Origin of the sequence: Xenorhabdus sp. BG5 (genome assembly GCF_015163665.1) — a bacterium.
Taxonomy (GTDB): Bacteria; Pseudomonadota; Gammaproteobacteria; order Enterobacterales; family Enterobacteriaceae; genus Xenorhabdus.
In genome coordinates this window covers 1-26498 of record NZ_JADEUG010000041.1, presented here as the reverse complement: position 1 = coordinate 26498, position 26498 = coordinate 1, and the positions used below count along the sequence as shown (strand labels likewise).

At 45.6% G+C, this 26498-nt stretch carries 25 protein-coding genes and 1 pseudogene; 14 read left to right on the top strand and 12 right to left on the bottom strand.

The features are described 5' to 3' along the window. Positions 1-358 precede the first annotated feature (358 nt). Positions 359-1397 (bottom strand): annotated as a pseudogene (locus IQ209_RS16145) (IS630 family transposase). A 1350-nt stretch (positions 1398-2747) separates the two neighbouring features. On the opposite strand from IQ209_RS16145, the gene IQ209_RS16140 reads away from it, so the two are divergent. The 3 genes from IQ209_RS16140 to IQ209_RS16130 all read left to right on the top strand — a co-directional run bounded on the left by IQ209_RS16140 (position 2748) and on the right by IQ209_RS16130 (position 4365). Then, complete coding sequence (locus IQ209_RS16140; protein WP_193852251.1) at positions 2748-3629, top strand: integrase domain-containing protein; 882 nt, start codon at positions 2748-2750, stop codon at positions 3627-3629. Beyond that, positions 3626-3817: an AlpA family transcriptional regulator gene (locus IQ209_RS16135; RefSeq protein WP_193852250.1), complete on the top strand. Its 192-nt coding sequence runs from the start codon at positions 3626-3628 to the stop codon at positions 3815-3817. Before IQ209_RS16140 ends, IQ209_RS16135 begins: the two co-directional genes overlap by 4 nt. A gap of 284 nt (positions 3818-4101) precedes the next feature. Continuing rightward, complete coding sequence (locus IQ209_RS16130) at positions 4102-4365, top strand: helix-turn-helix transcriptional regulator (RefSeq protein WP_193852254.1); 264 nt, start codon at positions 4102-4104, stop codon at positions 4363-4365. Positions 4366-4591: 226 nt separating this feature from the next. On the opposite strand, the gene fis is transcribed toward IQ209_RS16130, so the two are convergent. The 9 genes from fis to IQ209_RS16085 all read right to left on the bottom strand — a co-directional run bounded on the left by fis (position 4592) and on the right by IQ209_RS16085 (position 12287). Then, positions 4592-4888 (bottom strand): DNA-binding transcriptional regulator Fis, encoded by a 297-nt coding sequence (gene fis / locus IQ209_RS16125; RefSeq protein WP_010847912.1) that lies wholly within the window; start codon positions 4886-4888, stop codon positions 4592-4594. A 7-nt stretch (positions 4889-4895) separates the two neighbouring features. Next, positions 4896-5879, bottom strand: a complete 984-nt coding sequence (gene dusB, locus IQ209_RS16120; protein WP_189759140.1) for a tRNA dihydrouridine synthase DusB — start codon at positions 5877-5879, stop codon at positions 4896-4898. Between the two features lie 284 nt (positions 5880-6163). Next, positions 6164-7045 carry a 50S ribosomal protein L11 methyltransferase gene (prmA, locus tag IQ209_RS16115; RefSeq protein WP_189759122.1) on the bottom strand — a complete coding sequence of 294 codons (882 nt, stop codon included), beginning with the start codon at positions 7043-7045 and terminating at the stop codon, positions 6164-6166. Positions 7046-7071: 26 nt separating this feature from the next. Then, positions 7072-8517 carry a sodium/pantothenate symporter gene (gene panF, locus IQ209_RS16110; RefSeq protein ID WP_193852249.1) on the bottom strand — a complete coding sequence of 482 codons (1446 nt, stop codon included), beginning with the start codon at positions 8515-8517 and terminating at the stop codon, positions 7072-7074. Continuing rightward, positions 8507-8749 carry a YhdT family protein gene (locus IQ209_RS16105; protein WP_193852248.1) on the bottom strand — a complete coding sequence of 81 codons (243 nt, stop codon included), beginning with the start codon at positions 8747-8749 and terminating at the stop codon, positions 8507-8509. The genes panF and IQ209_RS16105 overlap by 11 nt, the downstream gene beginning before the upstream one ends. 112 nt (positions 8750-8861) lie before the next feature. Next, on the bottom strand, positions 8862-10211 hold the full coding sequence (gene accC, locus IQ209_RS16100; RefSeq protein ID WP_193852247.1) for an acetyl-CoA carboxylase biotin carboxylase subunit: 1350 nt from the start codon (positions 10209-10211) through the stop codon (positions 8862-8864). A 13-nt stretch (positions 10212-10224) separates the two neighbouring features. Beyond that, the gene (gene accB, locus IQ209_RS16095; protein ID WP_193852246.1) at positions 10225-10677 is read right to left on the bottom strand and encodes an acetyl-CoA carboxylase biotin carboxyl carrier protein; all 453 of its coding nucleotides are present in this window, start codon (positions 10675-10677) and stop codon (positions 10225-10227) included. A 27-nt stretch (positions 10678-10704) separates the two neighbouring features. After that, positions 10705-11157, bottom strand: a complete 453-nt coding sequence (aroQ, locus tag IQ209_RS16090; RefSeq protein WP_193852245.1) for a type II 3-dehydroquinate dehydratase — start codon at positions 11155-11157, stop codon at positions 10705-10707. A 155-nt stretch (positions 11158-11312) separates the two neighbouring features. Beyond that, positions 11313-12287, bottom strand: coding sequence for an MDR family oxidoreductase (locus IQ209_RS16085; protein WP_193852244.1), 975 nt, complete (start codon positions 12285-12287; stop codon positions 11313-11315). Positions 12288-12855: 568 nt separating this feature from the next. On the opposite strand from IQ209_RS16085, the gene mreB reads away from it, so the two are divergent. The 10 genes from mreB to IQ209_RS16035 all read left to right on the top strand — a co-directional run bounded on the left by mreB (position 12856) and on the right by IQ209_RS16035 (position 24564). Further along, positions 12856-13899 carry a rod shape-determining protein MreB gene (gene mreB, locus IQ209_RS16080; protein WP_099142737.1) on the top strand — a complete coding sequence of 348 codons (1044 nt, stop codon included), beginning with the start codon at positions 12856-12858 and terminating at the stop codon, positions 13897-13899. Positions 13900-14007: 108 nt separating this feature from the next. After that, entirely contained in the window at positions 14008-15009 is a 1002-nt protein-coding gene (gene mreC, locus IQ209_RS16075; RefSeq protein WP_193852253.1) for a rod shape-determining protein MreC, read from the top strand. Beyond that, positions 15006-15494 (top strand): rod shape-determining protein MreD, encoded by a 489-nt coding sequence (gene mreD, locus IQ209_RS16070; RefSeq protein ID WP_193852243.1) that lies wholly within the window; start codon positions 15006-15008, stop codon positions 15492-15494. Before mreC ends, mreD begins: the two co-directional genes overlap by 4 nt. Before the next feature lie 78 nt (positions 15495-15572). Further along, positions 15573-16160: a nucleoside triphosphate pyrophosphatase gene (locus IQ209_RS16065; RefSeq protein WP_193852242.1), complete on the top strand. Its 588-nt coding sequence runs from the start codon at positions 15573-15575 to the stop codon at positions 16158-16160. Continuing rightward, positions 16157-17626 carry a ribonuclease G gene (gene rng, locus IQ209_RS16060; RefSeq protein WP_193852241.1) on the top strand — a complete coding sequence of 490 codons (1470 nt, stop codon included), beginning with the start codon at positions 16157-16159 and terminating at the stop codon, positions 17624-17626. Before IQ209_RS16065 ends, rng begins: the two co-directional genes overlap by 4 nt. Before the next feature lie 89 nt (positions 17627-17715). Then, a complete protein-coding gene (gene yhdP / locus IQ209_RS16055; RefSeq protein WP_193852240.1) occupies positions 17716-21528 on the top strand; it encodes an AsmA2 domain-containing protein YhdP in 3813 nt (1270 codons plus the stop codon). Then, entirely contained in the window at positions 21525-22373 is an 849-nt protein-coding gene (gene nit1, locus IQ209_RS16050; protein WP_193852239.1) for a deaminated glutathione amidase, read from the top strand. The genes yhdP and nit1 overlap by 4 nt, the downstream gene beginning before the upstream one ends. An 18-nt stretch (positions 22374-22391) precedes the next feature. Next, positions 22392-23837: a metalloprotease TldD gene (gene tldD, locus IQ209_RS16045; protein WP_193852238.1), complete on the top strand. Its 1446-nt coding sequence runs from the start codon at positions 22392-22394 to the stop codon at positions 23835-23837. 39 nt (positions 23838-23876) lie between these two features. Further along, entirely contained in the window at positions 23877-24290 is a 414-nt protein-coding gene (locus IQ209_RS16040; protein WP_193852237.1) for a ribonuclease domain-containing protein, read from the top strand. 4 nt (positions 24291-24294) lie between these two features. After that, positions 24295-24564: a barstar family protein gene (locus tag IQ209_RS16035; RefSeq protein WP_193852236.1), complete on the top strand. Its 270-nt coding sequence runs from the start codon at positions 24295-24297 to the stop codon at positions 24562-24564. Between the two features lie 313 nt (positions 24565-24877). On the opposite strand, the gene IQ209_RS16030 is transcribed toward IQ209_RS16035, so the two are convergent. Together IQ209_RS16030 and IQ209_RS16025 are read right to left on the bottom strand one after the other, a co-directional pair. Continuing rightward, entirely contained in the window at positions 24878-25687 is an 810-nt protein-coding gene (locus IQ209_RS16030) for a hypothetical protein (RefSeq protein ID WP_228005932.1), read from the bottom strand. A 20-nt stretch (positions 25688-25707) separates the two neighbouring features. After that, positions 25708-25992, bottom strand: coding sequence for a hypothetical protein (locus IQ209_RS16025; RefSeq protein WP_193852235.1), 285 nt, complete (start codon positions 25990-25992; stop codon positions 25708-25710). 84 nt (positions 25993-26076) lie between these two features. Between IQ209_RS16025 and IQ209_RS16020 the strand changes: the two genes are divergently transcribed. Beyond that, positions 26077-26498 (top strand): helix-turn-helix domain-containing protein (locus IQ209_RS16020; RefSeq protein ID WP_193852234.1); only part of this gene is annotated, 422 nt, incomplete at its 3' end.

Sequence of the window (26498 nt, the reverse complement as noted above, 5' to 3'; positions counted from 1 at the left end):
AATCAATTATCGTTAAAAGGGATGTGAAGTGAAGGCTCTCAGAGTCTGAACTAATAGCGCCCCTCTGGGGCGAAATCAAAGCCGCCTTCTATGAAGGCGGTTTTTTACTATGATTTATATCATATTCATATTACTTTTGTTTAATTGTTTGTTTTTGATTTTTTTATTAGTTACTAACTGTATATGGGGGTACCTAACTTGTGGGAAATACTTATGTTAGTTAATTTAGTAATAAAATTATTATTATTGTTATTATTATTTATAATGTGATGTTTTAAAGTGATAATGTTTCTTGCATTCACATAAAATTTTTGAATTAAAACTTTAGAGAATCTCGAGTATGACGATCTATACGCAATTAACTTGAAGATGCCGGTTTTAGAATCTGGAAATTATCAGTTAGCCGGGTAATGAGTTCACTGGCTTTTTCTGGCAATGTGACCTGAAAAAAATGATGAAGTGTTTCACGGAACGTTTTGGCATCCGGAAAATAGATATTGTTTCGTACCTGCTCGTTCACGGACTTCCATAATCGCTCAATCGGGTTTAGGTTAGGGCTGTAAGGGGGCAGGTAGTGCAACTCAATATTCAACACTTCGGCAAAAAATTGAACAACTTCAGAACGGTGGTAACCCGCTCCATCCAGAACAATGTGGATTTTTTGCGAAAGTGGGTAGGTTTCCCGGATTGCGCCGAAAAAAAGGACGACATTTTTTGCATTAATCGCCGGATATTCACGAATAATGGTCTCTTCAATTCGTTGCAAATTGAGTGCACCCATCATGTTAAGCCGAGTACGACTGCCAGTGGTTTCGACCACTTTGACATGCTCCCTTCCGCTCTTCATCCAGCCGTAACTTAATTTTGTGGACTGGGTAGGATGCACGGCATCAATAAACAAAATAGGTTCATTTTGGCCACAAGCTTCTTTCAGCGCGTGGTAGGCCTCAATAAATTGTTGCTGTTTACCCACATCGAATTTATGAGGCGTTCCCATCGGCTTTTTGTAACTGAATCACCTGACGGTGAAGCCATTTTGTCATCCCAGCTACCGTGAAAGTAACCTGCCAGCGCGCCCAGACACAGGCGACAATTTGCGCAGTCGTGTGCATCAAATTTGCTGTCAGATACTCAACTGATTCTGTTGTTTGTTCAGCAGACAACCGGCTTTCAGAGCCGCCATTTTCAGGAGCGAGTTTTTCCTCAGAGAAATAATCCTTCAGATGGCGACTCACCGTGCTTTCATGAATACGCAAAGCCTGCGCAATCATCTGGGCAGTCCACCCTTCTGAGGCCAAAAGCACCGCCTTGATGCGGTCACGTACTCGCCCATCGCGAGTCGTATCGTGCATCAATTCGAGGGCTTCTTTTTGGGCATCTGTCAGAGTAATTTTCATGGGTGCCATCTTGATCTGATAAGAATGAAAAATCAAGCATCTTCAATTACGATAGGTATATAACCAAATATTCTTCTTGGTGGCAGTGGTTAACGTCATTCTGAAGCTACATCTTTAATATGCTGATTTTTAACTTTCTGAATGAATTTTGATCAATTTTTAATTAAAACAATAAATTACGAATGCAGTGCGGAATGTCGGATGACATTGCTGTACACGATATTAATATTATCACCGGTATTCTTCACTTATTTGTAAATGTCAACGTCAGCGTGGCACCACAGCCCAGTAATGCCAGTGCTCTTCTTCAGCTTCGAAGACTGTTTTTTCGGGTAGTGTAATGGAGGTATACCTACAATCATTTTCGCTTTAATATATTTTGGTTCTATTGTCACAGATAAAAGAGTCCGCTAAGGTATATCATTCAATCACCATCTCCGATGGTCACCAATGCTTCCAACAGTCTGAGAGGAAGCGCTACTAGAAAAACTCCTGTAGCCTGAAAGGGAGAGCAAGAATTGCGGTACATCTGCGCACCTTTGGAAGCAGATATCGTTTCTAGTTCGGCGATGAAGGTTTAATAGAGTACAACGGTACTTAGGCGCGTTATGTTATGATTTCCATTGCCTTTCGTAGCTGGCTTCAGGGTGGGGAAGATCCACTCTTATTTTATATTTGACTTCAAGTGGGCTGAAACACGTGCTCGCTTACTTTTCACATTAGCGTTAGGTGATAGCCTTTCGCCCAATGGGATTAAGCTACGTCTTGATCTTCATTTCACTTCAATGAGCAGGATTGCTTTCGCGTATCCAGTTCATGTCTAGCTATGTCTGCTTGAAATATTTAGCGAACAGCTTTTTTACACCTAAATAATTAGCTCATTGCTACCGTTTGAAACTTAACCTTGCGGCGTTTTTCTGTGCCTACTGGCACTACAACGCTCGCACTACTTTTGCTGACCGTTTACGGGGTTTAAGGCGTCACTTTTTGCAGGCTTACCGCTGAAAGTGACGCCACAGCAAAAGGACAACATGACGATACAGGCTTATGCCTGCTTAACAGCGCAGTGTGAATCTGACACTGCATTTTATAGATTGAAAAAGTATCAAAAGGAGAATTTGACGATATTAAGGAGAATTTGACGATATCGAGGCTGGCTTTTTGCCAGTGGGGATGACCTGTTTATGCAGGCGGCAGTACAGCGTACTTAACCGATACCCCGCAATACCTCAACCCGCGTTCACTCTGGCGCACAGATATCCGTCAAGAACGGAGCAGGCATTTCCTGTTTTGTCAACACTGTCACGCGCCAGAGATTGCATGTTGTCAGGTATAAGTAGGGAGAAGCAGATGAGCCGATTGATTAAGGAATTAAAGTTTTTTGCCCGGCAGGGTGGTGGCAGCCACAAAACCTGTCATGACCGTATTAGGATTGCAGGGCGTCTGGGTGCGTTGTTATTGAGCCTGAATATTCAGGTTAAAAGTCTCAGTCATTTAAAAACCAAGCATGTGGAGCATTACGTTGATACCCGTTTATCTCAGGGGGTTGCTAAACGTACTGTGCAAAATGAAATGTCTGCGCTGCGTAATATTTTCCGTATGGTAGGCCGGGAGAAACTGGAAACCTCTCCGCGTTTGAGCAGTCAGGCATTGGGATTAAGTGGAACCAGCCGCGCAGGAACGAAGCAGGCGATCCCTGATGCTACGTTTCAGGTTGTTTATCAGAAAGCGTTTGAGCGTGATGCCGGATTTGCCGTCACACTGAAACTTGCCCGTTTGATGGGGTTACGTTCTCAGGAAGCGGTGCAGTGTAGTGCTTCATTGAAAAGCTGGCGGAAACAGTTAGAGCAACCAGAGCCGAAACTACATGTTGTCTTCGGTACAAAAGGCGGTAGGCCAAGGCAAACTCGTGTGCTGGATATTGCTGCTGTGAAAGAGGCTGTCGAGCAGGCAATTGCTATTGCAGAACAACGGGGTGGTAGGTTGATTGATAAACCGGATCTCAAGCAAGCCATGAACTATTGGCGAACACATACCACAAGGATTGGTTTAAAAGGTTGCCATTCTCCCCATAGTTTGCGGTATGCGTGGGCGCAGGATGCACTGAGTTTTTACCAACAGAATGGTTTTAGTCGTCGGGAAGCACGAGCATTGGTATCAATGGATTTGGGTCACGGTGATGGTCGTGGGCGTTATGTGGAACGAGTTTACAGTCAGGGAGATCTGAAATGATGGAAACTCTGACTTTTATTCGTCTGGACTATGTAATGCAAAAAGCCAGGCTAGAAAAATCACAAATCGACCATTTGATTAGGCAGGGAAATTTCCCCAAACCTCGCAGATTGGGTATCCATTCTATGTTATGGATAGTAGAAGAAGTGGATGACTGGGCGGCCAATAAAGCCAGAAAAATGACTTAATGTGTTGAATTGACGCTGAATTAACGGTTGGTGTTAGTGATTCAGTTATTGAGTCAGATAAACTAATCAGTTAAAGTAATCATGCCATTAGCAAAATCTAATGGTCAGGGATTTGCAACCCTGTTAGAACGATCCACTGGTAGGAAATTTCTACCAGTGTGCCTGCTATCGCCTTTTCAATGGTGGTTCAGGCAGGGGAGGCTTATGCCTCGCCGGCTGATCGTTCCCGGTATTGCAAACCCTGTCTGAATCGCCCCCATCAATCAATGGAAGAGGTAGCAGGAATGATAAATGTTCAAAACGACTGGCATTCCGCCGATATTATCGCTGCATTGCGTAAGCGTGGTACAACCTTGGCGGCAGTCTCCCGTGAAGCAGGACTGAGTTCTTCTACATTAGCAAACACGCTGTCACGCCCGTGGCCTAAAGGCGAGTGGATTATTGCAAATTACCTCGGAATACACCCTTCAGAAATTTGGCCTAGCCGCTATTTTGATCGTGATGGTCAGCTTATTGAAAGAACTGTCAGAAAGCCGTTAGCATCTTGATCAGACAAAAAGTCACCCTCTGAAATTTTAAGCCCTGAGATAACAAAGACGTGTTTCTTGTTCTCATGGCTTTTTATTTGTTTTCAAGTTTTCCCTTTGCTTACTCGCAACTACCCAGTGGATATAAGCCTTTTTCCGTGTATAAACATTTATATAAACAAAAAAGAAAAAAGCACTTTCCCTAAAAGAGAAAGTGCTTTTTCAACAACATGTTACTGGACTAGGATCAGTTCATGCCGTATTTTTTCAGTTTCTTACGCAGAGTGCCACGGTTGATTCCCATCATCAGTGCTGCGCGAGTCTGGTTGCCACGGGTGTATTGCATCACCATGTCCAACAGGGGCTGTTCTACTTCAGCCAGTACCAGCTCATACAGGTCATTAACGTCTTGACCGTTCAGTTGAGCAAAATAGTTCTTCAGTGCTTGTTTAACTGAATCACGCAGAGGTTTTTGAGTTACCTGATCTTGTGAATTTACAGTAGCAACGGTTAGTACATCAGAATTTACGCGTTGTTCGAACATAGTTCTGTCAGCTCTTTTCTTTATTTACGCAAAAATTTTCGAAGTATGCCTTCAACACCTCCAGCTGTTCGCTGGCATCCTCTATGGCGTTGAATGTGCGCCGAAACTGGTCATCAGGGGCATGTTCCTTGAGATACCAAGATACATGCTTGCGTGCAATACGAACTCCTTTGCCTTGACCGTAAAAATCATGCAGTTCTCGTACATGCTCGCTCATTAAACGCTGCACTTCGCCAAGGGGCATCGGTGGCAGCAATTCTCCTGTTTCCAGATAATGCTGGATTTCCCGAAAGATCCAGGGTCTTCCCTGAGCAGCACGGCCTATCATCAGGGCATCAGCCCCAGTGTATTCAAGCACTGCTCTGGCTTTTAGCGGGTCAGTAATGTCGCCATTGGCAATAATTGGAATGGCAACAGTCTGCTTAACTGTCCGAATATTGTCGTACTCGGCCTCACCATTAAACAGGCAAGATCGCGTCCTGCCATGTATCGTAAGAGCCTGAATACCACAACGTTCGGCCAATTGGGCAATTTCTACACAGTTACGTTCTTCCGGTGACCAACCTGTGCGGATCTTCAAAGTGACAGGCACATCAACTGCATTGACTACCGCAGAAAGGATTTTTTCAACCAGTTCTGGATAACGCAGTAATGCAGAGCCTGCCAGCTTACGATTCACCTTCTTAGCTGGGCACCCCATATTGATATCGATGATCTGAGCGCCATTAGCGACGTTAATTTTCGCTGCCGCCGCCATTTCATCGGGATCACTACCGGCTATTTGTACAGAACGCACTCCGGGTTCGTCGCTATGAACCATACGCAGCCGTGATTTATCCGTCTTCCAAACCTGGGGATTGGAAGAAAGCATTTCTGAGACTGTCATTCCTGCTCCCATCTGGTAGCAAAGAGATCGAAATGGGCGATCTGTTATGCCTGCCATAGGAGCCGCAATAAGACAGTTTTTCAACTGGTATTGTCCGATACGCATAGACGAAGAAAGAGTGGTCAACTGTGACTAAGGGCGCGTATATTACGCATTTTTCACAAGATATGAAAGGCCAAACTTTGAGCGAATCGACATTTATAACGGATTTTTTCCAGTTGATTTTTTTAAATTTGGTTGATTACTGTTAAATAACAAATAGTTACATTTTATTGCTGAAATTTGTTATTACTTATATTTCTAATCATAAACAGAGCGGATTACCACTAATTGACCTCCTGGGGGATCATTTTAGTGGATAATCACGCTTTTCAATAGGTATCAGTTGATTATTTTTTAATCCCTGTGATACGACACCATTCTTCTTGTTCAGCTATTGGATCAATAATGAATTCATTGTCATAGGCCTGAGCTACCCCGTCAGCCTGACTGGCCAGAACACCGGATAAGCCTAATAATCCACCCGATTTAGGCAGTGAGCCGATGACAGGAGCAAGTTCACGCAGAGGACCTGCCAGAATATTGGCAATCACGATATCGCATTCAAGGTCTTTAGGTTGATCTTTGGACAGGTAAAGGGTTAATTGGTCAGATACACCATTACGTTCGGCGTTATCCCGGCTGGCTTGAATGGCTTGTGGGTCGATATCAATACCGATGGCGTGTTTTGCGCCCAGTTTCAGCGCTGCGATAGCCAATATGCCTGAGCCGCAACCAAAGTCGATCACGGTTTTACCTGTCAGGTCAAGGCCATCCAGCCATTGCAGGCAAAGGGAGGTAGTCGGATGAGTACCCGTGCCGAAGGCCAGACCAGGGTCAAGCATAACATTGACGGCCTCTGGTTCAGGTACTTCGCGCCAGCTAGGGCAGATCCACAGACGCTTCCCGAAGCGCATAGGGTGGAAGTTATCCATCCACTCTCGTTCCCAATCTTTATCTTCCAGTTGTTCAATTTTGTGGATAAAACCTTTACCCAGTTGTGGAAGTTGCTCCAATTGGCTGACAACCGCTTTCATATCCATTTCAGCGTCATACAGGCCGATAACATCGGTATCACCCCATAAACGCGTCTCGCCCGGCAGAGGCTCAAAAATCGGGGTGTCGTGGCTATCCTGAAAGGTGACTGATACTGCGCCACTTTCCATCAGCTCATCGCCTAATGCTTCCGCTTGTTGTCCCGTGGTGTTTAATCTTAATTGTATCCAAGGCATAAATAATTCTCGTTTTGTGAATCACGTTATTGTGTGAAATGTAATCGCTTAGAGCAAGCCACGCCGAATTTATTTCCTAGCCAAAATGCCAGTAAACTCAGCAATAGCGATGGCACGATGGGGTGAAAACCAAGCAGCTGGATATTGAAAGTTGCCAGCAAAGTATAGCTTGCTGCCCCTGTCAGCATTGAGCTGATCGCTCCCTGGGCATTGGCTTTTTCCCAATATAATCCCAGCACCAGTGGCCAGAGAAAAACGGCTTGCAGTCCACCAAACGCCAGCAGGTTCAGCCAGATAATCATCTCAGGTGGGCGCCACGCTGCCAGTAGCAGTAATGCCCCTAAAAATAGGGTGGAATAACTGGAGATGCGTGACAGTTTTTTCTCCTGGCTGATCTGGTGTGGAAACAGGTTTAAATAGAGATCTTTGACGATAGTGGCCGAAGATTGCAGTAATTGGGCGTTAATGGTGGACATAATCGCCGCCATTGGTGCAGCCAGAAAAATACCGGCAGCAACAGGAGGCAGTACCGTGATCATTAAAGTTGGGATCACTTGATCGGGGATCGTCAGATCAGGAATGATGGCTCGGCCAAGGGCACCCGCAAGATGCATACCAAACATCAGGAATGCCATTACGAGTGTGCCAAGCACAATACCACGGTGAACGGCCTTACTGTCTTTATAAGAAATACAGCGCACCGCGGTGTGTGGCAGCCCAACAACACCAAAGCAAACCAGTACCCAGAAAGACGCCATAAATGGCCCTGTGAGGATATTATCGACGCCATAAGGAGAAACCAGATTAGGGTCAATAGTGCGCAGTGTCGTCACTGCTGCTGATAATCCGCCGGCTTTATAGATAATGCCAGCCAGTAATAACGCGGTTCCCAGCAACATCACTAATCCTTGTAAGGCATCATTGAGGACGCTGGCTCTAAAACCGCCAAATGCAGTATAGAGGGCGATGGAAATGCCAAAAATCAATAACCCTGTGTCATAAGGGATACCGGCGGCGGTTTCCAGTAAACGAGCACCGCCAATGAATTGCACTGTCATAGCACCGATAAAGGCCACCAGCAGGCTTATACTGGCAAACCAGACCAGAAAGCGGCTTTGGTAGCGTGCATATAGCATATCGTTGAGAGTGACCGCATTATAACGGCGGGCGAGGATCGCAAATTTTTTCCCCAATACGCTAAGTGAGAGCCATATTGCAGGCAGTTGGATCAGTGATAACAATACCCAACCGATACCGTACTTATAAGCGGCGCCAGGGCCACCAATAAAGGAACTGGCACTGATATAGGTTGCGGTAATGGTCATTGCCAGTACAAACCCCCCCATTGAGCGGTTGCCAAGAAAATACTCACTGAGGAATTCGCCTGTTTGTCGGCGGCGATAAGCATAGATTGAGAGTATGAACACTAATGCCAGATATCCTACAAGAGGCAGAATGACTTCACTTTGCATCACTATCCTCCAGTGAAATGTCCTTGAATATAAACTTCACCATCAAATAGCAAAGGATGATAAATAAGGCAGGTAGCAGCAGGCAAGCCAGTTCAAACCAGCGAGGCAACCCAGTTAAGCCGATGGCATCACTGGGTAAATAAGCACACAGCAGCCAACCAACAAGATAGGCCAATGTCAGGAATATCGCCCAGCGTGCTTCTTTGTTGGATTGAACAAATCGTCCGTCCATTCGTTCTCCGGGTAAGTTACATGAAACAATAGGGGGGAATATAAAAAATCCCACCGATAAAAGATGGGATTTTATTCAAAGCAACAAACGCTAAATAAGCGTCAAAGAAACCTTACTTATCATGTAAGCCCAATTTCTTTTCCAGATAGTGGATATTGGTTCCGCCTTTCTGGAAATTCTCGTCATTCATGATTGCCAGTTGCAGATCGATATTGGTCTTGATGCCATCAATGATCAACTCGGCCAGTGCATTCTTCATACGTGCAATAGCCTCTTCACGGGTTTCGCCGTAAGTGATCAACTTACCGATCATGGAGTCATAGTAAGGCGGTACGGTGTATCCCGCATAGATATGGGATTCCCAACGCACACCAAACCCACCCGGTGAGTGGAAATGGGTGATCTTGCCCGGACTTGGCAGGAAGGTTTTCGGATCTTCGGCATTGATACGGCATTCAATCGCATGACCTTTGATTTCGACATCTTCCTGTTTGATGGACAGTGGCATACCAGAGGCGATACGCAACTGTTCCTTGATCAAGTCAACGCCAGTGATCATTTCAGTCACGGGATGTTCAACCTGAATACGGGTATTCATTTCAATAAAGTAGAATTCGCCGTTTTCATACAGGAACTCAAATGTACCCGCTCCGCGATAGCCGATTTCGATACAGGCATTGGCACAACGTTCACCAATGCTGCGGCGCAGTTCTGGTGGGATGCCTGGTGCTGGTGCTTCTTCCACCACTTTCTGGTGACGGCGCTGCATGGAGCAGTCACGTTCAGCCAGATAGAGTGCATTGCCCTGACCATCGGCTAAGACCTGGATTTCAACGTGACGTGGGTTTTCAAGGAATTTCTCCATGTATACCATGTCGTTGTTGAAAGCGGCTTTGGCTTCTGCGCGGGTCATGGCGATGGATTGTTCCAGATCTTTATCGCTGCGTACGACGCGCATACCACGACCGCCGCCGCCGCCCGATGCCTTGATGATCACCGGATAGCCGATGCGGTTTGCAATGGCCTTGTTTTTCTCAGTATTGTCACCCAATGGGCCATCAGAGCCAGGGACGCAAGGGACGCCCGCTTTTTTCATTGCGTTGATAGCGGAAACCTTATCCCCCATCAAACGGATAGTGTCCGCTTTCGGGCCAATGAAAATAAAGCCAGAACGCTCGACCTGCTCGGCAAAGTCGGCGTTTTCAGACAGGAAACCATAACCCGGATGGATTGCCTGTGCGCAAGTGATTTCTGCCGCAGAGATAATGGCAGGAATATTCAGGTAGCTTTTGGCTGAGGCGGCCGGGCCGATGCAGACGGTTTCATCCGCCAGCAGGACGTGCTTCAGGTCACGATCTGCCGCAGAGTGCACAGCCACAGTCTTGATCCCAAGTTCCTTACAGGCTCTCAGGATACGCAGTGCAATTTCACCGCGGTTAGCAATGACAATTTTTTCAAGCATGGGGTGCGCCTCGTTATTCGATGACGACCAATGGCTCGTCGAATTCAACAGGTTGACCGTCTTGGACCAGAATCGCTTTTACTACGCCAGTTTTGTCAGCTTCGATCTGATTCATCATTTTCATCGCTTCCACGATGCACAGGGTTTCGCCCTGATTAACATGCTGGCCGACTTCAATGAAAGGTTTCGCATCTGGGCTTGGTGAACGGTAGAACGTACCAACCATCGGAGAGCGAACGGTGTGACCGCTGATCTCAGCCGGTTTGTCAGCGGCGGCTGGGGCTGGTGCAGCGGCTTGCACTGGCTGCTGAGCAGGTGCAGAAATATATTGCTGGGTCACAGGTATTGCTGTGGCTGTCGTTGCTCGGCTAATGCGTACTGACTCTTCACCTTCAGAAATTTCCAGTTCAGAAATGCCAGATTCTTCAACCAGCTCGATCAATTTTTTTATCTTACGAATATCCATAAGTGTGGTTCCGTACTTTTAAGTCAATTAGTTGGATGTTGACAAGCGGTTGACCGCTGCCTGTAATGCAAAACTGTAACCATCCGCTCCCAATCCGCAGATGACGCCGACTGCAATATCGGAAAGATATGAGTGGTGGCGGAATGGTTCGCGGGCATGCACGTTGGAAAGGTGAATCTCAATAAATGGGATACCTACCGCCAGAAGTGCGTCGCGCAATGCCACGCTGGTGTGCGTGTATGCCGCAGGGTTGATTAAAATAAAATCTGTATTGCCCCGCGCAGAATGAATTCTCTCAATTAGTTCAGATTCTGCGTTGGATTGCAGATGGGATAATTCAGCCCCCGATTGTTGAGCTTCTTTTGACAGTCTGTTAACGATGTCATCCAACGTTAACTTGCCGTAGGTCTCTGGCTCTCGTGTTCCCAACAGGTTCAGGTTAGGGCCATTCAAGAGTAAAATGCGAAACTTGTCTGCCATTGTGCGGGTATCTCCGGCAATCTGTCAACAATCGTCCAAGATAACCCGATGTCAACGGTTTGTCATCTCTTTCTGATAGCGAGAATTGTAAATTTGACGATAAAGCCCGACATTATAAACATATCGTGGCATTTAGCAGCTAAATACTGGTCTTATCAGCGCACTTTCACCACTGTTCTGCCTGTAATTTGATTGTTTATCAACTTATTGGCGTGTTCGATCACCTGTTCTAATGTAATTTCATTAGCGGCTTGCTGATAAAAGGAATCTGGCAGTAGCGCTTGCAAACGCTGCCAAATGGCAGGGCGTTTCAAAGCTGGGACAGTGACAGATTCCACACCCTGTAAACGAACATTACGCAGAATAAACGGCATTACACTCGTGGGGAGTTGACTGTCACTTGCCATGCCACAGGCGGCTACTGTACCGTTGTAACGCATTTGTGCCAGCAAGGTAGCCAATATCGTGCCACCAACGGTATCTATTACACCGGCCCAACGTTGTTTTTCTAATGGACGTGATGGCTGGTTGAAGTCACTGGCGGACAAAACTGCTTTTGCTCCCAGCGAGATCAGGTAATCTTGACTGTCGGGCTTGCTGCTAATTGCAGTGACGGAATAGCCCAGTTGTGACAGTAAGGTTATTGCCGTACTGCCCACTCCACCACTGGCTCCCGTCACGGCGATTTCTCCGCTTTCCGGTGTGACACCCCCTTGTTCCAACGCCATGACACATAACATGGCAGTAAAACCCGCCGTGCCGATGATCATCGCTTGTCGGGTACTTAATGCGAGCGGTAAGGGGGTTAGCCATTCACCAGAGACTCTCGCTTGTTCTGCCAGCCCACCCCAGTGCGTTTCTCCTACGCCCCAGCCAGTCAGCAAAACATGTTGTCCGACGTGAAAACGGGGATCTTCGGAATGATGGACAACACCAGAAAAATCGATCCCTGGCACCATCGGAAATTGGCGGATAATCTTCCCTTTGCCGGTGATAGCCAGGGCATCTTTGTAATTGAGTGTTGACCAATGGATATCAACGATCACATTACCCGATGGTAATTGAGATACATCAATATTTTGAATGGATGCTGATAATGTTTCGTGTTGTTCTAGTAATAAAGCTTTCATGATCATCCTCTCTTGATAGGTATCTATCTGACATTATTACCTGTTTAGCATTACCACGATTCTGGTATTACCACAATTTTGCATCATGACAGTTTTGCGTTACTACAATATATACCAATCGCCTTTCAAGATGCGTCTTAATATCTCCCCCGCGTAGCGGGGAGATATTAACAATCACATTGATTTGCAAGCCGCAACTTGAAGTTGGATTGGTATAGATAAAACCGATATAGATAAAACCTGATGCACTGAAAATAGGAAGGCAACAATGTTGTGATATCTCACTAAATTCATCTATTGTTTTTATAATTCATGAACTATTTCGCCTTGGGACTTTCTTTGTCATGTTGTTTTTTGGTGTATTAGCTGAATTAACCCATTTTTATGCAGTTTTTTTCTGCTCCGTTAGAGAAAAGTAACGTAGAATATCGTATTTCTGATGTGAATAACGTGGCCACTTTTATTGAAGTAGTAAAAGTAGTTAATTATGCGCCTTGTCGCTGCTTCATGTGGTTGGTAGAGTAGACGGACAATCTCCGTCCCCAGCTTGCAGGATTATCCTTTCGTTATGTTAAAGAAATTTCGTGGCATGTTTTCCAACGATTTGTCCATTGACTTGGGTACTGCCAATACCCTTATTTATGTCAAAGGTCAAGGAATAGTATTGGATCAACCCTCTGTCGTTGCGATTCGCCAGGACAGAGCCGGTTCACCAAAAAGCGTTGCAGCAGTAGGGCTGGAAGCAAAACAGATGCTGGGACGTACTCCGGGTAATATTGCTGCTATCCGTCCAATGAAGGATGGGGTGATTGCTGATTTTTATGTTACTGAAAAGATGCTACAGCATTTTATCAAGCAGGTTCACAATAACAGTTTCATGCGTCCAAGCCCGCGCGTGTTGGTCTGTGTACCTGTCGGTGCGACTCAGGTTGAGCGTCGTGCCATCCGTGAATCCGCCCAAAGTGCAGGAGCACGAGAGGTATTTTTAATTGAAGAGCCTATGGCGGCGGCTATTGGTGCTGGTTTGCCGGTTTCCGAAGCAACGGGTTCAATGGTCGTTGATATTGGTGGGGGAACCACTGAAGTTGCGGTTATTTCCCTTAATGGGGTGGTTTATTCTTCTTCTGTACGTATTGGTGGTGACCGTTTTGATGAAGCTATCATCAACTACGTTCGCCGCAATTATGGCTCCCTGATTGGGGAAGCAACGGCAGAGCGCATTAAACATGGAATTGGTTCTGCTTATCCAACGGATGAAGTGCGAGAAATCGAAGTGCGTGGCCGTAACCTTGCGGAAGGTGTACCTCGCAGTTTTACCCTGAATTCCAATGAAATCCTTGAAGCTCTGCAAGAACCATTAACGGGTATTGTGAGTGCCGTGATGGTCGCTCTGGAACAGTGTCCACCAGAATTGGCCTCCGATATTTCTGAACGAGGTATGGTGTTGACTGGCGGTGGTGCTTTGCTGCGTAATCTTGATCGTCTGCTGATGGAAGAAACCGGCATTCCTGTCATTGTTGCTGAAGATCCACTGACCTGTGTTGCCCGCGGTGGTGGCAAGGCACTGGAGATGATCGACATGCATGGTGGCGATCTGTTCAGCGAAGACTGAAAGTAACTCTGTGAGCTGGGAGGTGGACGTGTTTTATTGGGGCCTCCTTGCTGATTGTACTGGAGTTTTATCATTTATGAGACAACACAGCTCGACAATACGCCATTTATGAAGCCGATTTTCAGCAGAGGGCCTTCTCTGCAACTACGACTCTTTTTTGCTATCATTATTGCCATTATTTTGATGGTGGTAGACAGTCGCCTTGGTATTTTCAATAAAGTCCGTAGCTACATGGATACGGCTGTGAGTCCTTTTTATTTTCTTGCCAACGGACCGCGCCAGTTTTTGGACAGCATCTCAGAATCTTTCGTTAGCCGTAATCATCTTGAGCTGGAAAATAGAACCCTGCGTAATGAATTGCGTTTACAGGACAGCAAATTGCTGCTGTTAGGGCAACTGAAACAAGAAAATTCCCGTTTACGTGAACTGCTGGGATCGCCGCTGCGTCATGATGAACACATGATGGTATCGCAGGTGATTTCTGGGGGAATGGACCCATACCGCGATCAAATTGTCATTGATAAAGGGGCGAAGGATGGCGTGTACGAAGGGCAGCCGGTTATCAGTGATCGCGGTGTTGTGGGGCAAGTGACTGCCGTGAGCCAGTTGAGCAGCCGGATATTGTTGATTTGCGATCCCTCTCATGCAATTCCTGTGCAGGTACTGCGTAATGACATTCGTGTTATCGCTGGTGGAGCAGGGTGTACGGATGATCTCCTGCTGGAACCTTTACCCAGTGATACAGACATCCGCGTAGGTGATGTATTGGTGACATCGGGGCTGGGAGGGCGTTTTCCCGAAGGTTATCCTGTGGCCGTGGTCTCTTCTGTCAAAATTGATAACCAGCGGGCTCATGCGGTAATTCATGCCCGTCCGTTGGCTGAATTGCGGCGCTTGCGCTATTTACTCCTATTGTGGGGGGGGGATAACGATCCCTCTGAACCATTGCCACCTTCGGAGGTATACCGCGCTGCCAATGAACGTTTGATGCAGATGTTACCGCAAGTGTTACCAAATCCATCAAATGAGTCACCGCAGTTGCTGGCACCAAAATCAGCAGAAGTCTCAGCGGAAAAACCGACATTACCAGCTACAGGAAATCGTCAATGAGTCAATACCATAGCCAAGGACTCTGGGTTATTTGGTTATCTTTCCTGATTGCAATAGTGCTACAGATTATGCCGTGGCCGGAGCAGTTTTTTATGTTTCGGCCTACCTTACTGATGCTGTGCTTAGTTTATTGGTTGCTTGCGCTTCCTCATCGTGTCAGCGTTGGTACTGGTTTTGTCTTGGGGATTATTACTGATCTGTTGCACGGCAGTATTTTGGGAGCACATGCTCTGGCATTTAGCATTATCAGTTTTCTGGTCGCATTCAAATTCCAGCTTATCCGCAATATGGCGCTTTGGCAGCAAGCCCTGGTTGTGGTCGGGCTTTCGACCTTGATGAACCTCTGTGTTTTTCTGATCCATGCTTTGTTACTCAAGACCCTCTTTCATCCAGAAGTGTTCTGGAATGGGGTGGTCAATGGTATTCTCTGGCCTTGGCTATTCTTATTAATGCGAAAAATCCGTCGTCAATGTTCAGTCCGTTAAAGTGGATTTCTGTATTTAAAAAGCAAAGGTATATAACAAAAAATAGCTGATGGGATAGACTCCTAAGGATTATTCTCGATGAAAACCATTTACTTAGCTTCTGGCTCCCCAAGACGGCATGAGCTGGTGAAATTATTGGATTTTAACTTTGAAATCCTGGCACCTCAGGTCGAAGAAAAATGGCATGAAGGGGAGTCTCCACAGCAATATGTTACTCGATTAGCCAGAGAGAAAGCACAGGCTGGCGTAGCCATTGCACCTCACGATCACCCCGTTCTGGGAGCGGATACCATCGTTGTATTGAATAACTGCATCTTGGAAAAACCACAAAATCAGCAACACGCTGTGGAAATGCTTAACGGTTTGTCTGGTCAGTGCCATCAGGTGATGACGGCTGTTGCTTTATCGAACAATCAACATACCTTGAGTGAGATAGTCATTACAGATGTGATATTCCGCCAGTTGTCCCAACGGGAAATACAGGAATATATTGCAACTGGGGAGCCAATGGATAAAGCCGGCGCTTATGGCATTCAAGGTAAAGGCGGTTGTTTTGTCAGAAAAATTAATGGCAGTTACCACGCTGTTGTCGGCTTACCACTGGTGGAAACGTATGAATTAATCACACGATTTTTAGCGTTAGCTGATGGGAAGGACTATTCATGACAGCAGAGTTATTAGTCAATATAACACCATCCGAAACGCGGGTTGCTTATATTGATGGCGGTATCTTACAAGAAATTCATATTGAGCGGGAAGCCAAAAGGGGCATTGCCGGAAACATTTACAAAGGGCGTGTGAGCCGGGTTTTACCTGGTATGCAAGCGGCTTTTGTCGATATTGGGCTGGAGAAAGCCGCTTTTTTGCATGCTTCGGATATCGTGCCCCATACTGAGTGTATTGCTGGCGAAGAACGGAAGAATTTCCATGTCAGGGACATTGCTGAATTGGTGCGTCAGGGGCAGGATTTACTTGTTCAGGTAGTGAAAGATCCTCTGGGGACAAAAGGTGCCCGTTTGACAACGGATATTACCTTACCGTCACGTTATTTGGTGTTTATGCCGGGAGCATCGCATGTTGGTGTTTCACAGCGCATAGAGAGTGAAGCAGAGCGTGAGCGCCTAAAAAGCATCGTTACGGAGTATTGTGATGAGCATGGGGGGTTTATTATCCGCACGGCCGCTGAAGGAGTGGGAAAAGAAGAACTGGCGCAGGATGCTGAATTTTTGAAGCGCCTGTGGAGTAAAGTGATTGAACGTAAGAAACGCAATATCACCAAAAACAAGGTCTATGGTGAATTAGCGCTGGCGCAGCGTGTTTTACGTGATTTTGTTGGTGCTTCCCTTGATCGAATTCGGGTTGATTCCCGCCAAACATTTAGCCAATTGCAGGAATTTATTGATGAATATATTCCTGAAATGAACGCTAAACTGGAACATTATCAGGGAAACCAACCGATATTTGATCTGTACGACGTGGAAAATGAAATTCAACGGGCGTTGGAACGTAAGGTCGAATTAAAGTCAGGCGGTTATTTGATCATTGATCAGACAGAAGCCATGACGACAATTGATATTAATACCGGTGCTTTTGTTGGGCATCGCAACTTAGATGAGACTATCTTTAATACTAATATCGAAGCAACACAAGCGATCGCCCGACAATTAAGGCTCCGCAATTTGGGCGGCATCATTATCATTGATTTTATTGATATGGGTAATGAAGATCACCGTCGCAGAGTATTAGCTTCCCTGGAACAGGCCTTAAGCAAAGATAGGGTGAAAACCACCATCAATGGTTTTTCACAATTGGGTTTAGTTGAGATGACGCGCAAGCGTACACGGGAAAGTATCGAACATATCTTGTGTGATAATTGTCCAACGTGTCAGGGACGTGGCACGGTAAAATCCGTCGAAACCGTCTGTTATGAAATCTTGCGTGAAATTGTACGCGTCAACCGTGCTATTGATGCTGCGCGTTTTCTGGTTTATGCCTCGCCAGCCGTTAGTGAAGCCCTAATAGGGGATGAATCCCACGCATTGGCCGAGGTGGAAATTTTTGTGGGTAAGCAGGTCAAAGTGCAGACAGAGCAGCGTTACGTTCAGGAGCAATTTGACGTCATTATGATGTAACACAAGCCGTTAGTTTGTGAAGACTGACTTGTGCGAGTTTGTAGAAGACGGTTTGTAGAGAAATAGCGCTGGCAACCAAGGAGAAATGCGTGAAGCGACTGCCGGGGATACTATTAGCGACAGCCGCAATAGTCATTATCATTGTGGCTTTGCTTGTCAGCGGGTTGCGTTTCTTCCTGCCACACATCAATGAATATCGTCAGCAATTAGTCGAAAAAATTGCTGACGTAACAAACATTCCTGTCACTATTGGCGACATAAAAGGTCATTGGGAACCTTTTGGCCCTAGTCTGGAAATCCGTGATATCAGCGCGAAAACAGCAGATGTCGATATTCACGCCAAAAAGGTTATGCTTTCTTTGGATGTCTGGCGCTCACTGTTACAACGGCGCTGGCATTTTCGTGATCTGTCCTTTTACCAGCTTCAGATAAATTACGATAAAGCTCTGTTTGGTGCAGAGGGCGAAAACAGGTTTTCTCAGCCGGATAGCCTCTCTACCCTGTTTCTTGAACAATTCAATCATTTTGATTTGCATGACAGCCGATTGACTTTTTTGACGCCATCGGGTGAAAAAGCCGATTTGCTATTACCGCAGCTAACCTGGCTGAATCAAGATAACCGCCATCGGGCACAAGGCAGCGTAAGCCTCTCTTCGCTTAATGGGCAAGAAGGTATTGTTCAGGTAAAGCTTGACCTGAAAGATAGCGATGGGATTCTGGATAATGGCACCGTTTATTTGCAGGCCGATGATATCGACATGCGACTGTGGTTAAGCCGTTGGTTAAGGGATAACACAGGGTTGGATAATGCCCATTTCAGTCTAGCTAGCTGGATTACTTTGAAGAATGGGCGGATTGATAGTGGGCGTTTGCAGCTTAGGCACGGTGGAGCCAATTGGCATGTCGAAAATGAAAAACATCGGCTTGAAGTGCGTGACTTCCTTGTGCAAATGCGTCGCCAGGGTGAAGGGTGGTTGTTTGAAGTACCAAATCTGGCAAGCCTGAAAACTGACGAGCTACAGTGGCCTGAAGGGAAGCTTGCGACACTGTATATTAAGCAGTCACAGCAATATCAGGGTAATGATCATTGGCGTATTCGTGCTGAAAATATCCAGCTTGAATATTTAAATGGGATATTACCGATACTCTCTTTTGTAACACCGGATACGGTCAAGGATTGGCAGCACCGACAGCCCAAGGGGATGATTAACCATTTTGCCCTCGATATTACACCAGCGCTTCCCGATGATATGGAAATTCGCCTGAAATGGCAGGATGTAAGCTGGTTACGTTGGAAGGAACTGCCTTCAATCAACCATTTCAGTGGCAGGTTAGAGGGAAATAAGCAGTGGGGAAAGCTCAATCTTGCACTGAAAAATAGCATCATTGATTATGGCAATATGTTTCAGGCTCCGCTTGAGATTACCCGCAGCGAAGGGCAGGTATCTTGGGAAAATGATCAAAATGGCATGAAAGTCTGGAGCCAGGGGCTGGATTTGCAGGCCAAATCGCTGTGGCTCAATGGGAATTTCCATTACCTAAAACCTCACAGCAAACCCCCAGTTTTAGCCATGTTAGCGGGAATTCGAGCCAATGACTTGGGTGAAGCTTGGCGCTATTTTCCCAAGCCACTGATGGGGGAATCTCTGACAGACTATTTGACCGCTTCCTTGATTAAGGGAAAGGTCGATAATGCGACCCTGATTTTTCATGGTGATCCTCATGATTTTCCGTTTAAACAGAATAACGGTCAATTTCAGGTATTTGTGCCGTTGCGCCATGCCACCTTTCAATACCAACCCGATTGGCCGACGCTGTTTGATTTGAATATCGATCTGAATTTCCAAAACAATGGATTGTGGATGCTGGCACAGAAAGCGCATTTGGGAAAAGTGGAGGCGAATCACGTCTCGGCAGCGATCCCAGATTACGGTAAGCATAAGTTGTTGATTGATGCGGCACTCTCTGGGAATGGAAAGAGTATTCACGATTATTTCAACCACAGCCCGATGGCAGATACGATTGGCAGTGCACTAGAGAACTTACAGCTTAACGGCCAGGTGGATGGAAAACTCCATATGGATATTCCCTTGCAGCATGGGAAAGTTGTGGCGAGTGGAGAAGTGGCACTGAAAGATACCCATCTGTTCATTAAGCCATTGAATAGCGAGATGGCGCACCTCAATGGCAAATTTCGCTTTGATAATGGCAAGTTAAAAAGTGAGACATTATCTGCTCACTGGCTAGGAAATCCCTTGTCCCTGAAGTTTTCTACCCAGGATTTACTAAAACATTATCAGGTTGATGTGAAACTGGATTCACATTGGGCGGCCAAGGCATTACCGGAACTTCCGACGGAGATTCGCAACAAGCTATCTGGTGGGCTGAATTGGCAGGGGGACGTCAATGTTACGATACCTTCTGGTGAGACAAACAGTGACGTAAAATACCGTGTGGCAGTTAATGCAGATTTGTCACATTTGTACAGTAAATTACCTCTATTGGACACAGAATCTCTGCGGGAATGGAATAAGATTAATCTCCATGCTGAAGGTGATATGAACCAACTCCAGATCAAAGGAGTAATGGGCAAGCGATATGCTTTCAATAGCCAATGGAGGCTGGAAGAAGACCATACCAAATTGCAGCGAGGTATTTTTCAGACCGATAATATGGGTATTCCGGCTCTGCCGAAAAAATCATTGTTGGCCTTAAACTTGCCTGCCATTGATGGTGAAAAATTATTGGCGTTGCTTGAACTTTTGCATTGGAAGCCCTCGAAAGATACTGGTTCGCTGTGGCCAAGTCTATTTGAAATTTCATTGCCTGCACTGGATCTTGCTGGACAGCGTTGGAATCAGCTCGCATTCGATGTCATGCAACAAAATGGTGAAGTAACCGTGAATGCAAAGGGGAAAGAGATTGATGGCAGCCTTTTGATTGCAAAACATAAGCCGATGCAGGCATCAATTAATTACCTTTATTATGATCCTCTATTTGCGACAGATTCGTCGGTTGATGACAAAAGGTTAATGCCAGATAAGACGCCAGTACCCCATTATGCTTTGAACAATTGGCCTGTATTGGATGTCAAATGCGCAGAATGCTGGGTTGGCGGATTAAAACTCGGCAAAGTCACTGGATCGATCAGGCCAGAAGGTGATTCCCTGATTTTGACTAATGGGCGAATGGAGAACAGTGCTGGAAATCTGACATTATCTGGGCGTTGGTATGAAAACCATACTGGAAGTTATAGCCATATCAAGGGACAGTTATCAGGCGAAAAATTTGATGATATGGCCGCTTATTTGGGCTTTATCGTTCCGATTGTGGATGCGCCTTTCAAATTTGATTTCAATTTGAAATGGCAAAATGTCCCGTGGCAGCCAGATCTCAAAACGCTGAACGGCACGCTGACTGGAGATATGAAAAAAGGTGCTATCGCCAAATTGGGCGGTGGTAGGGCTGGACAATTATTCAGGCTTATCAGTTTTGATGCGTTGTTGCGTAAATTACAGTTGGATTTTAGTGACACATTCAGTAATGATTTCAACTTTGATTCCATTCGTGGTGACGCAACGGTAAAAAATGGGGTCGTGTATACCGATAACTTTCTTATTGATGGATTGGCAGCGGACATCAATGCTACAGGGCGGACAGATTTAGTTCATCGTCAGATCAATATGGCACTGGTCATTACGCCAGAAATTTCGACAACGGTGGGAGTTGCAACGGCCTTTGCCGTCAATCCTGTGGCTGGCGCGGCAATTTTTGCCGCAACAAAAGCACTGAGGCCCCTCTGGAGCAAGATATCGGTGATTCGCTATCGGTTAACGGGCAGCCTCGAACAGCCTAAAATTGATGAAGTTATACGTCAGCTTAAGGAGAATAAAGGGCCATGAAAAACGCCAATGTTGCACTTTTACAATTATGCAGTGGTACGAATGTCAAACATAATTTAGCGCAAATTGAACAACAGATTAGGCAATTACCAGAGACAGTAAAACTGGTTATGACACCAGAAAATGCCCTGTTATTCGCTGATGCTGATACCTACCGCGCACATGCAGAAACGCAGGGACGTGGGCCATTACAACAGGCCGTGAGCGAAATGGCACAACGTTATGGTGTTTGGCTGCTGATTGGTTCTATGCCGCTGATCAGTCGGGAAGATCCCTCACGTATCACAAGCAGTAGTTTGCTGTTTGATGATCAAGGAGAAATTCGGGCACGTTACGACAAAATCCACATGTTTGATGTCAGTATCAACGATGAACATGGTGCCTATAATGAATCCACTATTTACCAGCGTGGGGAACATATTACCGTTGTTGATACACCCGTTGGCCGCTTGGGGATGACTATCTGTTATGATCTGCGTTTTCCCGGACTTTTTCAGGCATTACGTGAACAGGGCGCAGAGCTTATCTCCGTCCCTGCTGCTTTCACCCGCTTGACGGGTAAGGCGCATTGGGAACCTTTGCTGAGAGCCCGTGCTATCGAGAATCAATGTATTATTTTGGCACCGGCACAGGTTGGTGTACACGGCACTCGCAGGACATGGGGACACACTATGGCGGTCAGTGGCTGGGGAGAAATTATTAAGAAAAATCCTCTGACCGTTAGCGCATTACAGCTTAATATCCGTCGGGATAGTTTGACTCACATGCGTGAGCAGATAAAAGTGGTGAAACACAATCGCTTCCGTCCACAACTGACTTCTTTGATAAAAAAGAATACAAATTAAGATAAAAGAGTAATCAATATGAGTTTAACTTATGTCAGTGAACATTTACTGGCTGCTAATAATTTGAATCATCAAGACTTATTTTCGGTTCTGGGTCAATTGGCGGAGCGTCGTCTGGACTATGCCGACCTCTATTTCCAAGCCAGTTATCATGAAACATGGGTATTGGAAGACCGCATCATCAAAGATGGTTCCTATAATATTGATCAAGGCGTGGGAGTCCGTGCGATCAGTGGAGAAAAAACGGGTTTTGCTTACGCAGATCAGATCACATTGAATGCGTTACAGCAAAGCGCTCAGGCTGCGCGCAGCATTGTACGGGAGGTGGGTAATGGTATCTCGCACACGTTAGGCGCAGTGACGCATCAGGCACTTTATCCGGCCGTTGATCCTTTGCAGAGCATGAGTCGGGAAGAAAAAATTGCTTTGTTGCATCGCGTTGATCACATTGCACGGGCGGAAGATCCCCGTGTACAAGAAGTGAGTGCCAGTCTGACGGGCGTTTATGAACAAGTGCTGGTGGCGGCGACTGACGGTACATTGGCCGCAGACATTCGCCCATTGGTACGCCTTTCTGTCAGTGTATTGGTGGAAGAAGACGGTAAGCGTGAGCGTGGCGGCAGTGGTGGTGGGGCTCGTTATGGTTACGAATATTTCCTGCGTACCGAAGATGGTCAGATTCTGGCAGAGCAATTTGCGCGTGAAGCGGTTCGCATGGCACTGATCAACTTGTCAGCGGTTGCAGCACCTGCGGGCACTATGCCTGTCGTATTGGGTGCTGGATGGCCGGGAGTTCTGCTACATGAAGCGGTGGGGCACGGTCTGGAAGGGGATTTTAACCGCCGTGGGACTTCTGTTTTCTCTGGTCAGGTTGGGCAAAAAGTAGCCTCAGAACTCTGTACCGTAGTGGATGACGGCACACTTGAAGGGCGCCGTGGTTCACTGGCGATTGATGATGAAGGCGTTCCAGGGCAATACAATGTCCTGATCGAAAATGGCATTTTGAAAGGCTACATGCAGGATAAACTCAACGCTCGCTTGATGGGCGTGGCTCCGACGGGTAACGGCCGCCGAGAATCCTATGCCCACTTGCCGATGCCACGTATGACCAATACCTACATGTTGGCGGGGAATTCCACACCAGAAGAAATCATCGCTAGTGTGGATCGTGGGCTGTATGCACCGAATTTCGGTGGTGGTCAGGTGGATATCACATCGGGTAAATTTGTTTTCTCAACCTCTGAAGCCTATTTGATTGAAAACGGCAAAATCACCAAGCCAGTAAAAGGTGCGACCTTGATTGGTTCGGGTATTGAAGCCATGCAACAAATTTCGATGGTTGGCAATGATTTGGCTCTCGACAAAGGTGTAGGTGTTTGCGGTAAGGAAGGCCAAAGTGTACCTGTGGGTGTTGGTCAACCCACGTTGAAACTGGATAACCTGACTGTAGGTGGCACCGCCTGATAATTTTTTGAGCACTAGAGCGAATGGCTTGAGGTCATCATGAAAAAGAGCATCCTGGCGGCGGTACTATTGGCTCTGGCTGTCATGTATACCGCCTTTGCCAGTTCAGAGGAAGAACAGATTGATGTTCTGACTGAACAAAACCGTGTTGCGGACTATCTGCGCCAGCATCACACATTGCCAGACTATTACATCACAAAGAAACAGGCCCGTCGCCTTGGCTGGAGCGCTCGTGCAGGTAATTTATGTGAAGCATTGCCGGGCAGAGCGATTGGTGGTGATAAATTCTCCAACCGTGAGAATAAATTACCGACAAAATCCGGCCGCCACTGGTTTGAAGCGGATGTCAATTATCGGTGTGGGCACAGAGGAAGTGACAGGTTACTTTATTCTAATGATGGCTTTATTTATCTAACGGTTGATCACTACAACAGTTTTACCCGACTGGAGTAATGGCATGAAAAAGGTGGAATTCGACTTTAACCAACTCCCTGATTTGAACGCTTTCTATGATGAATTCAAACAGCGTTTCGATCTTGGGGATGATTTTGGTGCCAACCTGGATGCACTGTGGGATGCAGTGACTGGCTATATTCAGTTACCCGTTGAGATTAATTTTATCCACGTGACACCGCAAAAAAGAACGCGCTTTGCGGCGCTAATATTGCTGTTTGAAGAAGCCGAAGATGAGCTGGAAGGGGAGTTGCGGTTTAATGTGAACGATTGAATATTCTCTTCTGTTTGAGGTTCTTTAAGCCGCTTGCGACGATGTAGGCGGCTTTTGGTTTATTAATACAGGCTAAGCTCACTGGAACCTAGTCCGGTAACAGGAATACCTTTGTAATTGTAGCCCCACAGCAACAATGACTCTTTCACCATGTTCGATGGTGTCATTTAATAAAATAACGGATTTGTTTGCTATATTGAACCTCATGTATGAAAAATTCGGTTATGAGTGATTGGTGTCAGTTCCAACATCAGAAGCTATAAATAAATTACGTTAGCTTCTGATGTTGAGATGGTTTAATAGATATTTATAACTATTCCCATTGTGATGTATTATTTATTTTCCAATAATCAATGGAATCTCTGTTTAAATCTATTTTTCCATCTGGATATTCAACTCTTGCATTTCCTCGAGGATATATTCCCGGAGGGTTTTCTGAAACAATTATTTTGGGCATTTTAGTTTCATCCAAAGTGGGCATGTAGGTTATTTTCCATTCACTTCCAGGAATCAAACTTAACCCGAACGAAGTTGTTCCACCTGATTCTCCATATAATCCTATTTGATTGGGCGTATCATAATCCTTTCGGAGAAAAGGATAAATGATTGGTTTATAATTAATATAATTTGTGAATTTTTTCATCTCCTTAGGCTTTTCTGAGTCATTGATATAAATCGTTATACCTGTTCCAGTGTAGGGCACAGCATCTTTTATTAAATGATTAACGTCAGTGTACATAATAACGAATACAATAGTATTGATGTGCCATTGACACCAGCCACCCCCTTGAAGAGGTATTTTTTCCTTAAAATAACCAGTTGTGGGGTTTACTGAAATATTAACGTCATCCCCTTGATGCCTAGGAGTATGATAAATCGCTCCTCCAGCAGTATTGTGAGTAGACAAACATTTATTTGAGATATATCTTCTCTTCAAAATAGGAGTAGTATTCGGAGGAATAACACCTTCAACTGTGATCCATTGATTGTTTTCAGGAGGTGAAAATGGTTCAGAATTATCTTTATAAGTTTGCCAAGAGTCCGAAATGGCATTAGATAAAAAGTCACACCCTGTTAGGCACAAAGTGAGTGGTAATAATATAAATGGCATCAACTTTATCATACTCGCTGCGATTCCTATCTTTATTTAGAATAACGTTGTAAGGCAATAAAGCCTCTTTCATCTTTTCGGGTTACGTCCAACGTAGTGACTAATTGATTATCTATTTCTCTTAAGAAATAATCTTCTCTGATTTTTTTTCTTTGAAATACTGCACGAATCGAATGCGGTTCACTTTCAAGAAATGATAAATCTTCCTGCTTCCTTTGCAATTTTTTATCCGGTGAAAGAGTGCTCAGTTCTCGCAATCTCTTATCAATATATTCAGCATATAAAGCGCTACTATGGTCAAGAAGCTGAGTTAACATATGAAGTGCAACAGGTGAGATATTAAAAGGGGGAGTCAACTGTGATAAATTTCACAGCTCTCACACCAGAAATAGTAGCCTGATATGCATAAACAAATCAGACAGTATCGACAGTTGACTCTAGGACAACGATATCAGCTTCAAGCCCTACATAACAAGGGATTTCCACAATATCAGATAGCTGAAGCCATTGGCGTTCACACCAGTACCGTTTCACGTGAACTGAAACGCAATACCCCCGGTGAACAATATTGTGCTGAGTCCGCAGAGACAGTGAAAGATAAACGAAAAAAGACCGCTTTTCAGTTTAGAAAACACCATGCCCGACACGAGCACATTATGTCTGAGGGCTTATTAATGGGCTGGTCACCGGAGAATATTGGCTACAGAATGCAGCTAGAATGTCCGGAGATAGCACTCAGCCATACCACAATTTACCGGCGTATTCGTGAAAACCGTGAGGCAGGCGGCCTCTTTTATCAGCGTTTACCTCGCTTTGGTAAGAC